This is a genomic window from Clostridium sp. KNHs216 (genome assembly GCF_006714885.1).
In the GTDB taxonomy this organism is placed as follows: Bacteria; Bacillota; Clostridia; order Oscillospirales; family Acutalibacteraceae; genus Caproiciproducens.
Window position 1 is genome coordinate 2,384,963 of record NZ_VFMF01000001.1, and the last position, 15,302, is coordinate 2,400,264.

At 58.2% G+C, this 15,302-nt stretch carries 13 protein-coding genes; 2 read left to right on the forward strand and 11 right to left on the reverse strand.

Annotated features, from left to right (window positions below; all coding sequences use genetic code 11):
• Positions 1 to 109 precede the first annotated feature (109 nt).
• The 11 genes from LY85_RS11610 to LY85_RS11660 all read right to left on the reverse strand — a co-directional run bounded on the left by LY85_RS11610 (position 110) and on the right by LY85_RS11660 (position 10,179).
• Positions 110 to 514 (reverse strand): methylglyoxal synthase, encoded by a 405-nt coding sequence (locus LY85_RS11610; RefSeq protein ID WP_038322367.1) that lies wholly within the window; start codon positions 512 to 514, stop codon positions 110 to 112.
• Between the two features lie 34 nt (positions 515 to 548).
• On the reverse strand, positions 549 to 1,295 hold the full coding sequence (locus LY85_RS11615; protein WP_141826761.1) for a P-loop NTPase: 747 nt from the start codon (positions 1,293 to 1,295) through the stop codon (positions 549 to 551).
• A 117-nt stretch (positions 1,296 to 1,412) separates the two neighbouring features.
• On the reverse strand, positions 1,413 to 3,581 hold the full coding sequence (locus tag LY85_RS11620; RefSeq protein ID WP_141826762.1) for a penicillin-binding transpeptidase domain-containing protein: 2,169 nt from the start codon (positions 3,579 to 3,581) through the stop codon (positions 1,413 to 1,415).
• Between the two features lie 42 nt (positions 3,582 to 3,623).
• Positions 3,624 to 4,136 (reverse strand): rod shape-determining protein MreD, encoded by a 513-nt coding sequence (gene mreD / locus LY85_RS11625; RefSeq protein WP_141826763.1) that lies wholly within the window; start codon positions 4,134 to 4,136, stop codon positions 3,624 to 3,626.
• A gap of 1 nt (position 4,137) precedes the next feature.
• Positions 4,138 to 5,067, reverse strand: coding sequence for a rod shape-determining protein MreC (mreC, locus tag LY85_RS11630; protein ID WP_141826764.1), 930 nt, complete (start codon positions 5,065 to 5,067; stop codon positions 4,138 to 4,140).
• A gap of 86 nt (positions 5,068 to 5,153) precedes the next feature.
• Positions 5,154 to 6,167 carry a rod shape-determining protein gene (locus tag LY85_RS11635; protein ID WP_038322362.1) on the reverse strand — a complete coding sequence of 338 codons (1,014 nt, stop codon included), beginning with the start codon at positions 6,165 to 6,167 and terminating at the stop codon, positions 5,154 to 5,156.
• A gap of 120 nt (positions 6,168 to 6,287) precedes the next feature.
• Positions 6,288 to 6,860 carry a nucleoside triphosphate pyrophosphatase gene (locus LY85_RS11640; protein WP_141826765.1) on the reverse strand — a complete coding sequence of 191 codons (573 nt, stop codon included), beginning with the start codon at positions 6,858 to 6,860 and terminating at the stop codon, positions 6,288 to 6,290.
• A gap of 10 nt (positions 6,861 to 6,870) precedes the next feature.
• Positions 6,871 to 7,137: a DUF4321 domain-containing protein gene (locus LY85_RS11645; RefSeq protein WP_038322360.1), complete on the reverse strand. Its 267-nt coding sequence runs from the start codon at positions 7,135 to 7,137 to the stop codon at positions 6,871 to 6,873.
• Complete coding sequence (dut, locus tag LY85_RS11650; RefSeq protein ID WP_141826766.1) at positions 7,134 to 7,595, reverse strand: dUTP diphosphatase; 462 nt, start codon at positions 7,593 to 7,595, stop codon at positions 7,134 to 7,136. The genes LY85_RS11645 and dut overlap by 4 nt, the downstream gene beginning before the upstream one ends.
• 9 nt (positions 7,596 to 7,604) lie before the next feature.
• Entirely contained in the window at positions 7,605 to 9,671 is a 2,067-nt protein-coding gene (locus LY85_RS11655) for a U32 family peptidase (protein WP_243122539.1), read from the reverse strand.
• A complete protein-coding gene (locus tag LY85_RS11660) occupies positions 9,658 to 10,179 on the reverse strand; it encodes a cell division protein ZapA (RefSeq protein WP_038322357.1) in 522 nt (173 codons plus the stop codon). The genes LY85_RS11655 and LY85_RS11660 overlap by 14 nt, the downstream gene beginning before the upstream one ends.
• Positions 10,180 to 10,867: 688 nt before the next feature.
• Between LY85_RS11660 and LY85_RS11665 the strand changes: the two genes are divergently transcribed.
• A complete protein-coding gene (locus LY85_RS11665; RefSeq protein WP_141826767.1) occupies positions 10,868 to 13,327 on the forward strand; it encodes a glycogen/starch/alpha-glucan phosphorylase in 2,460 nt (819 codons plus the stop codon).
• Positions 13,328 to 13,354: 27 nt separating this feature from the next.
• Entirely contained in the window at positions 13,355 to 15,274 is a 1,920-nt protein-coding gene (locus LY85_RS11670; protein WP_141826768.1) for a glycoside hydrolase family 13 protein, read from the forward strand.
• The last annotated feature ends 28 nt before the right edge of the window (positions 15,275 to 15,302 follow it).

Genomic DNA, 15,302 nt, shown 5'->3' on the forward strand with positions numbered 1-15,302 from the left:
GCGGATGTCTTCCCCAAAGCTCTTCTGCAGGCGCGCTTACAGTCCGGGACGCGCCCTCCCTGTGGCCAAGCTTTTGGGTACTCCTTCCGGTCGTTGCCGAAATAAAAAATCAGGCTTTCGGATTCAAAATGTTGCGCCAGTCAAGATCGCCGCGCTCCAGACCGTGAATCAGGACCTCCGCGGTGGCGATGTTGGTCGCGACGGGGATATTGTGCATGTCGCACAGGCGCAGCAGATTCATGTCGTTCGGCTCGTGCGGCTTCGGGTTCAGCGGGTCGCGGAAAAACAGGAGCAGGTCGACCTCGTTGCAGGCAATGCGCGCAGCAATCTGCTGGTCGCCGCCCTGAGAGCCGCCCAGAAAGCGCTGTATTTCAAGCCCGGTCGCTTCGGAAACCATCTTGCCCGTGGTGCCGGTCGCACAAAGCAGGTGACGGCTCAAAACACCGCAGTAGGCGATGCAGAACTGAACCATGAGTTCCTTCTTTGCGTCATGGGCGATTAAAGCAATATTCATATTTATTTCCTCCTAAAATCAGGAATATGTAGAATTAAAATTTCTGCAGCGCGGCCAGGGGCACATGTTCGCCTTCCAGCCTTGCGGCAAGCCGGCCGAAAGCCATTGCGCCGGCCGATCTCTGCGGTGCCGGTTCACAGTTGGAAGCGGCGGCCGCCAGAAGCATGTCCTCCGGAATCACGGCGATGAGCCGTACCCCGGCGGAATCGATCACAGAATCAAGATCTGGGTAAAATCCCTGCGTGTAGAAATTATGCCCGCTGAAACGGTTGATAATCAGCCGCTGCTGTTTTATCCCGGCCTGTTCCAGTAAAAAATGCGCTTTATTTGCATTTCGCACACAAATGGGGTCGGGTGTTGTGACAATCAGCGCGCGTTGGGCCGAAGCCGCCGCGCTCGCAAAGCCTCCGCCCACCCCGGCGGGGCTGTCGATCAGTACGTGGTCGTAATACCGGGAAAGTACCGATACGAGCTGCTTCATAATATCCGGGCTGATTAAATCGTCCTCCCTCGCGGGGGCGGGCAGTAAAAACAGCCTTTCCGAAAAGGGACACGAATAAACGGCTTTTACCGGTTCGGCACGGCCCGAAACCACGTCCGCAATATCAAAGACCTGCTGCTCCGCAACGCCGAGCATATGGTCCAGACATCCCAGACCGGCGTCGCCGTCAATCAGCAAAACACGCCTGCCCCTGGTTGCCAAAGCAAAACCAAGGCCGGCTGTTACGGTGGATTTCCCTACACCGCCCTTACCCGATGTGATGACTGTTGCGACACCCATATAAAAACCTCGCTCTCATATTACCACAAACATTCCTGGTAGTCAAAGCGTTTTTATTGTCGTAAATACACAAAACAAAACATTTAATATTTTGTTAACAATTTAACTCTGCGGCGCTCAGCCCGCGGAGGAGCCGGAGGAAGACGAAGACGGGTTCCCCGACGCCGTGCCGGAAGCCGTTCCCGAAGAGGCCCCGGAGGAAGCGGTGCCGGAAGCGGACGGCATCACAAGGTTGCCGTTGGCGTCGACGGTTTTCCCGTAGAAGTACGCGTCGAGGATGTCCTTTGCCACGGCGTTGGAATACATGCTGGTCGCGCCATGCTCCAGCACGACCGCCACGGCGATCTCCGGGTTGTCGTACGGTGCGAAAGCCACGAAGGTAACGTTGTCGGAGTGCGGGGTCTGTACCGCGGTACCGGTTTTGGCGGCGATGGCGATCCCGTAGTTTTTGAAGGTGGAGCTCGCCGTACCGGCGGTCGCTACGCTGCGCATGGCCTCCTTGACGTAATCGATGTAGGATTGGGAAACCCCGATATTGTCCACCGTTTCGGGAGAGGTCTGTGAAATCACGTTTTTGCGGGAATAGTCGGTCACCTTGCCGACCAGATGGGGTTTTAAGCGCACGCCGTTGTTCGCGATCGTGGCGGTATAGGTCGCCAGCTGAAGGGGAGTAAACTTGTTGTCGGCCTGACCCACGGCGGCTTCGACGGTGTCGGCGTCGTACCATCCGCCGCCGCCCGCGGCGGTACGTTCGGAAGGACCGCCCAGGATTCCGGCGCTTTCGTGCAGCTCGATCCCGGTTTTTACGCCCAGCCCGAAGCGCTTGGCGTACAGGTTCATATTGGTAATTCCCAGCCGGTACCCCACTTCGTAGAAGAAGGAGTTGCTGGACTTCTGGATCGCGTAATTCGCGGTGATCATGCCGTAGTTGCCGATACTGCCCAGAACCAGGCCGGTGTCCGCAAAGCGGGTGTACTTGCTGTTGCCTTCCAGCCGGGTGGAGGTCGTAATCGCTTTTTCCTGCAGCGCGGCCAGCGCAACATAGGGCTTGATGATGGAGCCGGGGGTGAACACGCCGTTGAAAGCGCGGTCGATCAGCGGCTTATCCTTGTTGTTGATCAGGGACGTGTAATAATTGGTATCGTTCAGGTATTCCGTCAGGTCGTAGGTCGGATAGGTGGACGCCGCCAGCACGGAGAAATCCTTTACCCGCAGCACCACCGCCGCGCCCGCGACGCAGTCCTCGCCGTGGCCGCTCGACATCCCCTTGTAGCGCTGGGCGGAAAGCTTGCGCCCGTTGGCCTGGGTCGCCTTTACGTTGTTGGCCAGGGAAACGTTGAGGACGCTCTGGATTCTGCTGTCCACGGTCAGATAAACGGTGTCGCCGGAAACCGGCGCGGTCTTTACCGTTTCCGAGGCCAGCGCGCCGGTGTTCGTGGTTTCCACCACTTTTTCCCCGGCTTTGCCGCGCAGCATACTTTCAAATGCCTGCTCGATGCCGCTCTTTCCAAGCCGGTCGTTAAACGCGTAGCCCTTGTCCTTCAGCTCGTCGTATTCCTCCCGGGAAATGGAGCCGATGGTTCCCAGAACATGCGGCAGAAGGCTGCCGTTCGGGTATTGGCGAACGGTGGTGACCTTCCCCGTCGCGCCGGGCAGCAGGGAGGAATTTTCGCTGATGATGGCGATGGTGTCGCGGCTGACGTCTTCGGCAAAGGTGTACGGCGCCGAAATTCCGAAAGCGGATTTTGTCATATTGTAGCGCACGGAAACGATATTGCGCGCCTCCTCGGCGGAGTACCCGGTGACCTTGTATTTTTCGATCAGGTGGGCCATACACAGGTCCGCAGTGGCGTAAGAATTCACATTCGCGTAATCCGCCGATTTGAGCGTTGCGATTTCCTTGTCCATGCCGGAAACAAACTCATACTGCCCTTTGGCGTTTAGCTTGATCGGCAAAATGTCCGTCCATTTTTCTCCCCGCTGGTTCAAAAGCTGTATCAGCTGGTGAATGGTGTTGTTCTGGGTCTCGGACTTCATATAGACGCGGTCGAACACAATAGCGTAACCGGTTTTGTTTACGGCAAGGCCCACGCCGTTTGAGTCGAGGATCTCGCCGCGGGCGGCATCCATGACGACGGTGGAGGTGCTGGTTTTGCTTGCCTCCTCCAGAAAGGAGGAGCCGTTGAGAATCTGCCAGTCCACAAGGCGCAGGGTATAGACGGCCATGATGGCGAAAATAATCAGCCCCATCGCCCAATAGCGGGAATGTCCTTTCAGCTTGTCCAAGGCGGAACCTCCTTTTCATTCAAATAGGAATCTTTGTACGGCCTATTCTTCCTTCGTCCGTATCTGCAGGGCGAGGGCCCTGTTGAAGTAGTACGCGACCGGCATAAACGCGGTCGTGTAGAGAAAGCGCGGAATATAGTGCGCGGTCAGCGCGTAGGCCGCGTGAGAGTAGCTGAACAGCAGGTAAAAGAAAACCCATTGCAGCAAAACGACACCGGCGGTGGAAATCACCGCGGTAATCATGGCGGTCAGAAAATTTGTCTGGATCAGGTTTGCGGCGATCAGCCCCACGCTGTAGCAGATGACGGAGAGCAGAAGGCCGTGAAAGCCCAGCACGCCGCCCGCGCCGAAATCGATCAGCAGCCCGCACAGCAGGCCGAAAGCCATGGCGGCGGTCTCTTTCTCAAACAGGGCGATGGAGAGCGCGATGGGAATCAAAAGCACCGGCCGTGCGCCGAACAGGTCGGGAACAAGGCCGGGAGTCTCCTGAACCATGTAAAACACCAGTATTTCAATGGTATAGGCGAAATAACGGAGAACCTTGAGTTTTTCCATCTTATTTCCCCCCGGAAGAAACGGTGGAAGAGGGAGACGAGGATGCGGCCGAGGAAGCAGTCGAGGAAGCGGAAGAGCTGCCGTCGGAAAGCGCCTGTCCCTGTCCCTCAAAGGCGGTAATGACCATGACGTCGCGCACGGTTTTCACATCCACAAAAGGCTTGATCTCCGCGTAAAGCGAAACATCGTAGGGGTCGTTCTTTACCTCGTTGACCGTGCCGATGGCAAGGTTGCGGGGGAACACGCCGCCCAGGCCGCTTGTCACAATGATGTCGCCGGGCTTTACCGTCGTGTCCGCGGTCAGGTAGCCTAGCTTCAGAACGCCCTTGTCGGCAAACTTGATGTCGCTGCTGATGACCCCGGAATCGCGGTTGACCTTGTCGATGGCGCTGATTTTCGTGTCCGCGGAAAGGATCGTGGTGACCCGGCTGTAGCTGGCGTTTACGCTGGAAATCCAGCCGACCACGCCGCCTTCGGTAATGACGGGGTCGTTGACGGAAATACCGGCAAGGGATCCCTTGTCGATCTGGAAATTATAAAACAGGTCGTTCGGGTCGCGGCCGATGACCGCGGCGGAGACCGGTTTGAAATCCTTGTTTTCGTTCTTCAGCTCCAGAAATTTGCGCAGCTGGGCGTTTTCCTGCTGATAGCTGTAGTAGTTGATCAGCTTTTTGTTGAGCTCTTCGATCTGCTTTTTCAGCGCTGTGTTTTCCGCCGCCAGCTCTTCGTTGGTGCGCGTGGCGTTCTGCGCCGCGACGGCGGCGTTGTTGGTGACGACGGTGCTGACTCTCTGCATCGGGGTGGAAATCAGGCTGAGCAGGTTCGCGGTAAGGGAACTGCCGGTGCTCGCCGTATAAAGCATCAGACCGAACATAATGAACACAACGGTGATGAGAACCTTAAATCCCCTGGAATGGAAAAAATCTTTCAACGCGGCACCTCCTTTTCAAGTCTTTGGCGCGATCTCCTGAAAGTGCAAAAAGCGGAGAGCTTTCACCCTCCGCTGAAGTGATCCCCTTATTTTCTGTTGTTTTTGTAATACGAGGAGGGCATGGTGATTTCAAGCAGCTTGCCCGTTCCGTCAACAACACAGTCCAGCGGGCTTTCGGCAATATGGACGGGCATTCCGGTCTCCTGTTCGACCAGCCTGTCCAGCCCGCGCAGCAGGGCGCCGCCGCCCGTCAGCATGATGCCGTGGTCTATAATATCCGCGGAAAGCTCCGGCGGGGTTTTTTCCAGGGTCGATTTCACCGCGTCGATAATTAGCGCCAGCGGGTCGCTCAGCGCTTCCCTCACCTCTTCGGCGGAAATGGTCACGTTCTTCGGCAGGCCGTCCACCAGGTTGCGCCCCTTGATTTCCACTGTGGCGTCCTCGTTGTCCTCGGTCGGGAAAGCGGAGCCGATCTTGATTTTGATTTCCTCGGCGGTGCGCTCGCCGATCAGCAGGTTGTACTTCTTTTTTACGTAGGAGATAATGGATTCGTCAAATTTATCGCCCGCAACGCGGACGGAAACCGAGGTGACGATATCGCCCAGCGAGATCACGGCGACCTCCGCCGTGCCGCCGCCGATGTCGACGACCATGCTGCCGGTCGGCTCGCTCACGGGCAGTCCCGCGCCGATGGCCGCGGCCATGGGTTCCTCGATCAGCTCGACGTTATTGGCACCCGCCTGACGGGCGGCGTCCTCCACCGCGCGGCGTTCCACTTCCGTTACGCCGGAAGGAATACAGACGATGATGTGCGGGCGGGAAAACGCGTTGGATTTCACGGCTTTGCGGATAAAGTGCTTGAGCATCGTGGCGGTGATGTCGAAGTCGGCGATGACGCCGTCCTTCAGCGGGCGGACCGCGACGATGGAGCCCGGGGTGCGGCCGATCATTTCCTTGGCCTGCGCGCCCACGGCCAGAACGGTATCGGTACGGACGTCAACGGCGACCACCGAAGGCTCGCGCATGACGATTCCTTTTCCCTTCATAAAAACCAGCGTATTTGCGGTGCCCAAATCTATTCCTATATCTTTTGAAAACATGAGTCATTTTCCCCTTTCAAACCTGGCAAAAAAATAATATCGCTTCATTGTTTCAGATAGTATTTATTATAACCTCAAAAGAGTCATTTCTCAACTATTAATTCAGAAAGCGCGCAATATTTATAAATTTTCTTTCGATGAATTTTTAAGCCCGGTCAGAATACGGTTGATTTTGCCGATCGGCAGGCCCATTACATTGTAAAAGTCCCCATCTATCCGCTTGATAAACAGCGCGCCGCGCCCCTGTATGGCGTACGCGCCGGCTTTGTCCATCGGTTCCTTTGTTTCACAGTAGGCGCTGATTTCGTTTTCGCTCAGCGGGTAAAATTCCACCGAGGTGCACTCGTGCCCGCGGATCAGCTCTTTGCCGCTGATGATGCAGTAGCCGGTGTATACCTGATGGACGTTTCCGGACAGGAGCCGGAGCATCGCTTTGGCTTCCTCCGCGTCCTTCGGTTTGCCCAGCACGCGGCCCTTGAAAACAACGACGGTGTCCGCCCCGAGGACGGTGTCCTGCGGGTTCTGCTTTGCCACCGCTTCCGCTTTCCGGGCGGCGAGCAGCTCGACAATCTGCATGGGAGGGGTTCCGCGCAGATATCCCTCGCTGACATCCGAGGGCGCGGCGGTGAATTCGTAGCCGGCCATTTTCAGCAGCTCGCTGCGGCGCGGCGAAGTAGATGCAAGCAGCAACATGGGTATCCTCCTATTCCTTCACTTTGATGAGAATAACGGCGATGACCGCGGCCAGCGCCAGAATCGACTGCGCCGCGTTGATTCCAAGCCGGATGCCGAAGGTGATTTTTATAATGGAGAGGTTCAGCTCGGTGGTGGACAGTCCGAAGTCCGCCGCGGCGCCCAGCCAGGAAAGATAATGGATTCCGGCGCAGGCCGTACCAATAATCTGCCCCAAAACCACCGCCAATACAAGCAGAATAATCAACAAAATTGTTTTCAGAACGCCCTTTTTCATTTTTGCAGCCCTCTCTTTCCCGTGGAGCCGAAAGCACCCGTGCCCCGCGCGGTCTCGCCAAGATCGTCGGTTTCTTCCAGAACGGGCAGCAGCACCGGCGTCACCACAAGCTGCGCGCAGCGTTCGCCCGGCTGGAGCGTGTAGGGTTTGTCGCTGCAGTTGGTCATTCCGACCAGGATTTCGCCGCGGTAGTCGCTGTCGATCACACCGACCGCGTTGGGAAGGGAAACGCCATGGTTGACGCCCAGCCCGCTGCGGGCAAAGATCAGCCCGACCGTGTTTTCATCCGGCAGCGCGATGGCGATTCCCGTGGGAATCTTGTAAAGCCCGCGCGGCTCAATGGTGATCGGCGCGTCCAGACAGGCGTACAGGTCGAACCCGGCGGCGCCCTCGCTTGCGCGGGTCGGCGTGACGGCGTTCTGCCTCAGTTTTTTAATTTTTAAAACATGCTCAGTCATATGATACCCCTATTCTATTCCCCGGTAGTAAAGCCCGCGGGTGTGTTCCCCGTCATCCGGGGAACCGGCCAGATACCGGCCGATGATCTCCTCCGCCTCCCGTGCGGATTCGGTGGTAAAGCGCAGCACTCCGAAATCCTGATTGCGTACCTCCCGAAGCCGGTCGGCCATATAGAGAGGAACGGAATTGAGGACCTCGCTGCACGCCCCGTAACACTGGACGGGGAACCGGATTCCTTTCCGGTCGGTCAGGAACGGCGCGGTTTCACAGTTTTTACAGCCGTCCGCGTTCGCCGCGGGACAGTTGCGCGTCAGCATCAGCGGCAGCCGTCCGTAGAGCAGAAGCCCCCTCGTCAGCTCCCCGCCGACGGCGGCGGCCTGCGCAAGCGTCAGCTCAAAGGAAAGCTCCGTGTCCGCCAGCCCGAATTCACTGTGCCAGAGAAGCGCCGCCGTATTGGTGATGTTGAGCGAAAAGCCGCCGTGTACGGTCAGCCCCAGCACGCGGCCGAGCGCCGCCGCGCCGAGGGTCCCCGCCCAAACGTCAGAAAATCCGACTTCTTTCGCGGCGGAAAGCCGCGACTGGACGGCTTTTTCCATCCCGAACATGCCGCGCGGGATTTCCAGTGCGACGGAATAGCCGTCTGCTTTTAATTTTTGAAGAATATCCAAATCCGTATCATACGGAAGATAAACGAGTTCACATTGCTTTGCAGCGGGCGGAAGATCGGTGTTTGCGAACCGCGCGCGCAGCCGCAGTTTTTTTGCCGTGTGGGTGCCCGCTTCGGGAATCCGGCACATTTGGAACGGAATCTCCGCGCGGCACGTGCGCAGCTGCTCCAGCTTTTCCAGTGCCTCCCGGCGCAGCCTGTTCAGGGAAGAAACCGGGACGGAAAGCCCCTCCCCGATCTCACAGACGATTTCGTCGGCGTAAAACGGCGTGCCGCCCGTCTTTTTAAGCTGTTCGGCGCAGCGCTCTTCGTCGATCGCGCGGCTGAGCGCGGGCTGGGGCGTTTCGCCGAGGGAAACGCGGGCCGTCCGCCCGTCGCGGTCAGCGGCAAAAAGTACCACCGGCTGCTCCTTTTGAATGGTCAGACGGAAAGAGACCGGAATCCTCTGGTATTCGTGGTTGTAAAGGCTGTGCAGTTCGGCGAAAACCGCGCCGGTCGCGCCGGTCACGTCCTCCCTGGAGCGCACGCCGAACATGTCGCGGCCCAGCTTCCCGTCCAGATATCCGGTGGTAAAGCCCGAACGGGAAAAGACCGCGCCCAGGTTTTTCACCAGCTCCGGGGAAACCGGTTCGCCGTCCGCCGCCAGCCGGCTCGCGCGCGCTGCCGCGGCGACGTATTCCGGCCGTTTCATGCGGCCCTCTATTTTCGCGCTGACAATGCCTGCGCGGCTCAGCTCGTCCATACGGCTGATCATGGAAAGGTCCTTTAAGCTCAGATCATGTCCCGTTCCGCCGGTAACGGAAAACGGCAGCCGGCAGGGCTGGGCGCAAAGGCCGCGGTTCCCGCTGCGGGAGCCGAGCACGGAGCTGAAGTAGCACTGCCCGCTGACGGACATGCACAGCGCGCCGTGGACAAAGGCTTCCAGCTCCACGGGGGTTGCCCGATGGATTTCCCCGATTTCCCGGAGCGACAGCTCGCGGGAAAGCACCACGCGCTTGATTCCCGCTTCGGAAAGCGCACAAGCGCCCAGCGGGGTGTGGATACTCATCTGGGTGGAAGCGTGCAGCCGCAGGCCGGGCGCGCATTTTTGCAAAAGCCAGATCAGGCCCGTGTCCTGTACGATCAGTGCGTCCACCGGCAGGGTGCAGGTGTAGGAAACAAAATCGAGCGCTTTTTGCAGCTCGTCCTGCAAAAGAAGGGTGTTGACCGCAAGGTAGACCTTTACCCCGCGGGCATGGCAGTACTCCACGGCGGATTTTAACTCGCCGCTGTCAAAGTTTTTGGCGCCGGCCCTCGCGCTGAACGCGCTTCCGCCCAGATACACCGCGTCCGCCCCCGCGCGCACCGCGGCGGTCAGGCTTTCCGGCGACCCGGCGGGGGCCAGAACCTCTATATTACTGTTCGTCATTTTTCTTTTCAAAGAAGCTCATAAAGCCTTCCTGTTCGGCGGTGATGTCCGGATTCACGCGGGAATAGCTGCCCGCCTGCGGCCTTTGTACGGGGGAGCCGGGAACGACCGGTTTCTGCGCGCGGACCTCCGGTGCGGGCTTGTCCGCGGCGGGCTCTCCGCCCTCCGACAAACGTGCGCGAAGGGTCTGGATTTCCCGTTTCAGGCGCTCGATTTCCCGCCGGGCTTCCTCGGCCTCCATACGCGCGTGGGAGGAATCCTCCAGATAATCCTTGATCTGGGAGCGGAGGTTGTCCGCCCCGCCCGCGGATTTGTGGGCTTCGTCACAGTAGCGGAGCGCCGTAATAACGGCCGCCATGGTGATGGAAACACGTTCGTTTTTGCCCGTGATATCGTCCATGGCCTTCTCCACTTCGTCGCCGATCGAGCGTACGTAGCTCTCGCTGTCGTCCGAGCTGATGACGCACTCACAGCCGCAAATATTCAATTTCACTCTGTTTTTACTCATGAAGTCATACCCTTTCACACAACAGCGAATTTGGAATTGTTTACATTATAGTATATTATAACATAATATGAAAGAGCTTTCACGATTTTTTACGGACCTGCCGGTCGGGATGCGCCTACGGCGATGCTCTAAGGGGAGAAGGGGAAGTGACTCTCTCCGTCAATGAAAGCCACAACAATATTGTGCCACACAGGGTGTTTTGGGGATACCTTGGGGGTGCAGGGAAATTTTGAATTCCCAGCGCTGTTTAGAACGACGGGATTAGCTATCGGTTCATCATTTGTTTGCAGTCGAGTCCGCCGTAGGCGCTTCCCGACCGGCAGGCCCTCGCCGCGTTTGTGCGCAAATGGAATTGTAGTTTCTTACGGAAAAAGCGGCGGATATGCTTTTCTTTGCTTTACGGTTTTGTGAATATTGTACAATTTTAAGCCGAAAATACGTTGTAATAACAAAAGAATAATTTTGCGGGAGAAAACAGAAGAAATCGGCTCTGTGTCTTTTGTTTTCCGGATTTTTCGGTGAAATCCGTGCTTCCCGACGCTGCTGTTGAAAAACTGCGGATATTGGTATATAATAGACACAAATTCGATATTGGCATATCGGAGTCCCAAACGGGAAAATCATCGGCATCATATCCGGAAGCGCCGGAATTTTCGCGGCGTTTCCCTTATTTATGGAGGACATCATTATGAATTACAGACAGCCGGTCGGAAAAATCAAGGAAACGATCCTGTCTACGCTCGACCGTGTTTTCGGCGTCAGCCTTGAAAACGCGACCGACGAACAGTGTTACAAAGCGGTCGCGCTCACCGTGCGCGATTTGATGGCCGCGGGCCGGAGCGAATATATGGCGGAGGCGGAGAAAACCCATACCAAGCAGGTTTACTATCTTTGTATGGAATTCCTGCTGGGCCGTTCGCTGAAAAACAATCTGTTCAACCTCGGGCTCGAGGAGGACTTCCGCAAAGCGCTGGGCGAGCTGGGGCTGAAGCTGGACTGTCTTTACGAGCAGGAGCCGGACGCCGGGCTGGGCAACGGCGGGCTGGGCAGGCTTGCCGCCTGTTTCCTGGACGCCCTGGCCACACAGGGCTACCCCGCCACGGGGTATTCCCTGCGCTATGAGTACGGCATCTTCCGCCAGAAGCTGGTGGACGGCTGGCAGACGGAGCTGCCCGATTTCTGGCTTCCGGGCGGGAAAATCTGGATGCAGGCGGTGCCGGAAAAAAGCGTGGAGGTCCGCTTTAACGGACATATCGAGGAATTCTGGAACAACCAGTACCATGTGGTGAACCATAAGGATTTTACAAAGGTGACCGCGGTGCCGTATGACATGTACGTCGCCGGGATGGATGGACGCGGCATCAGCCGCCTGCGTGTCTGGGCGGCAAGCTCCACCGAGTTCGACATGAAGCTGTTCAACAGCGGCGACTATCTGCGCGCCATGGAGCAGAACGCCATGGCGGAGGTCATCACCAAGGTGCTTTACCCCGAGGACAACCACATGGAGGGAAAGAGCCTGCGCCTTTCGCAGCAGTATTTTCTGGTTTCCGCGACCATTCAGGATATCATCCGCCGCCACCTGTTCAAATACAGCACGCTCGACAACCTGCCGGATCTGGTGGCCATCCACCTGAACGACACCCACCCGGTGCTCGCCATCCCGGAAATGATGCGCGTGATGCTGGACGAGTGCGGCTACGGCTGGGACGCGGCCTGGGATATCGTCACCCGCACCGTCGCCTATACGAACCACACGGTCATGAAGGAGGCGCTGGAGTGCTGGGGGGTCGAACTGTTCAAATCCCGCCTGCCCCGCATCTACCAGCTTGTGGAGGAGATCAACCGCCGTTTCTGCGCGCAGATGCACGAAAAGGGCGTGGACGGCTACAAGGTGGGCCGTATGGCCCCGCTGAACGACGGCTACGTCAAAATGGCGAACCTTGCGGTCGTCAGCAGCCACAGCGTCAACGGAGTATCGCAGCTCCACAGCAATATTCTGAAAAATACCGTATTCAACGATTTTTATACCGAGATGCCGGAGAAATTCACGAACGTGACCAACGGCATCGCCCACCGCCGCTGGCTGAACCAGGCGAATCCCGGGCTTTCGAAGCTGATCACCGGGCTGATCGGCGACGGCTACCTTTACGACGCCGCGCAGCTGCAAAAGCTTGCGCGCTACGCGGACGACGCTTCGGTTCTGGAGCAGATGGCGAAGGTCAAGCGGGAAAACAAGCTCCGCCTCGCTGAGTATATCAAAAGGGAAAACTGTCTGGACGTGGACCCCGACTCCATTTTCGACGTACAGGTCAAGCGCATGCACGAATACAAGCGCCAGCATCTGAACGCCCTGCATATCCTGTCGGTCTACCAGTGGCTGCGGGAGAATCCCGACGCGGAATTCACCCCCCATACCTATATTTTCGGCGCGAAGGCCGCGCCGGGCTACTATTTCGCAAAACAGATGATCCGTCTGATCGTTGACCTGGGCAATACCATCAACAACGACCCGCGGGTCAATCAGAAGATGAGGGTCGTTTATCTGGAGGACTACCGCGTGACGCTCGCGGAACTGCTGACCCCCGCCGCCGACCTGAGCGAGCAGATTTCGCTCGCGGGGACCGAGGCCTCCGGCACCAGCAACATGAAATTCATGATTAACGGGGCGGTCACCATCGGTACACTGGACGGGGCGAATGTCGAAATCCACGACGCGGTCGGCGACGACAACATCCTCCTGTTCGGCATGACGGCGGCGGAGGTCGACGCGCTCAAGCCAAACTATGACCCAAGGACGTACTTCAACGGCAGCCCGGCCATTAAACAGGCGGTCGAAGAGCTGAACACCGGCTTTTGCTGCGTAAAATTCAACGATATCGCCGATTCCCTGCTGAATCACGACCCCTATATGGTGCTGGCGGATTTCGATTCCTACGCGAACGCGCAGAAAAGGGCGGAAGCCCTTTACGGCGACGCGAAGGGCTGGCAGCGTATGTGTCTGGTCAATACCGCGAACGCGGGCCGTTTCGCGGCGGACCGCGCGATCCGCGAGTACGCGGAAAAAATTTGGCACGCCCAGCCCCTGCCGGAAGCCGTAAAGCAGGAGGTTCCGGTCAGACGCGTACGTCCGGGCAGAAAGAGCAAATAACTGGAAAGCTTCCTGGGAGGAATATCCATGTTTGATTCCCGCGATCCGGTGTTCCGCGACCCCGTTGGGGCGGTGGCGGACGGCACACCGGTGCATTTTAAGATTACCCTGACGCGTGCGCTGCACTGCAGCGCGGCGCGGCTGACGATAAAGGACGGCTTTACCGGAGAAGAAATGGTCCGGGGCATGTTCTGGTGCGGTATGAACGGAGACGACGGCGAATGGTGGGAGTGCCACTTTACGCCGGAAAAACCGGGGCTTTTCTTTTACCGGTTCCAGATTGATACCGAACGCGGAACCCTGCAGATCACGCGCGGCCGCGGCGGAGAGGGCGTTTTCAGCGACGCGGCCCGCTTCTGGCAGCTGACGGCCTATGACCGGGAGTTTGCCACCCCGGACTGGCTTGCCGGCGGCATCCTGTACCAGATTTTTCCGGACCGGTTCGCCCGCTCGGCGCAGCCGAAAACCGGCGTTCCCGCCGACCGGAAGCTGCACGAAAGCTGGCAGGAACAGCCCGACTGGCGGCCCAATGAGGACGGCAGGATCACCAACACCGACTATTTCGGCGGCGACCTGCGCGGAATTGAGGAAAAGCTCCCCTACCTTCAGTCGCTGGGCGTCACCTGCCTGTACCTGAACCCGATTTTCGAGTCCCACTCCAACCACCGGTACGACACGGCGGACTATTCCAAAATAGACCCCCTGCTGGGAAACGAGCAGGATTTCACCCGACTGTGCGCCGCCGCCGAAAAGGCGGGCATCCGGGTGGTGCTGGACGGCGTTTTCAACCACACGGGCAGCGACAGCGTCTACTTTAACCGGCAGGACCGCTACGCCGCCCCCGGCGCGTACCATTCCAAAAATTCGCCGTACTATCCCTGGTACAACTTCCAGCACTGGCCGAAGGAATACGACTGCTGGTGGAATTTCATTACCCTGCCCTGCGTGAACGAGAGCGAGCCCTCCTACCGGGAATATATCAACGGCGAAAACGGCATCATCCGGAAGTGGCTTTCCGCGGGCGCGGCGGGCTGGCGGCTGGACGTTGCCGACGAACTGCCGGACTTCTTTCTGGACGAACTTCGCACGGCGGCAAAAGCGCAAAAGAGCGACGCGCTGATTCTGGGTGAGGTCTGGGAGGACGCGTCCAATAAGACGGCCTATGGACAAAGGCGCCGGTACCTTTTGGGTAACCAGCTCGACAGCGTGATGAACTACCCGTTCCGCAGCGCGATTCTGGGCTTTCTGACCGGGGCTGACGCCGGGGATATGATGGAAATCATCCTCGGCATTCTGGAAAATTACCCGCCGCAGGTCGTCCGCCTGCTGATGAACCATATCGGCACGCACGACACCGAACGCGCGCTCACCATGCTTGCGGGCGAGCCTCTGGACGGGCGCGGACGCGAGTGGCAGAGCGCCGCACACCTGACAAGGGAGCGCCGCCGCCGCGGCCTGCGCCTGATGCGGCTTGCCTCGCTGATGCAGTTCACCCTGCCCGGCGTACCCTGTATTTACTACGGCGACGAGGCCGGAATGGAAGGCTACCGCGACCCGTTCAACCGGGCCTGTTACCCGTGGGGGCGGGAAGAGAAGGAACTGGTGGAGTGGTACCGCCTGCTGGGCAGACTGCGCCGCAATTGTTCCGCGCTCAGGGAAGGGGATTTTTTTCCGTTCCTTGCCGACGGCTCCTGCATGGGGTATCTCCGCCGGGACGAAGCGGTCGGCCTGCTCTGTGTCGTCAACGCGGGGGCGGAAGGCCACGGCGTGCGGGTTCCCGAAGAATGGCGGCAGTCCCGCGCGGTGATCGGCGTGGTGCCGGACGCGAACAATATGCTGTATCTGAATCCGGAGGACTGTGCCGTTTTGCTGAAAAAGGAAACGGCAAAAGCGGTCGGGCCGGAGTGCGGGCAATTTCAGAAGGAATCCGTCGGATTGAAAAAATAAGTTGCAAATCCCCGCTAAATGTGATATG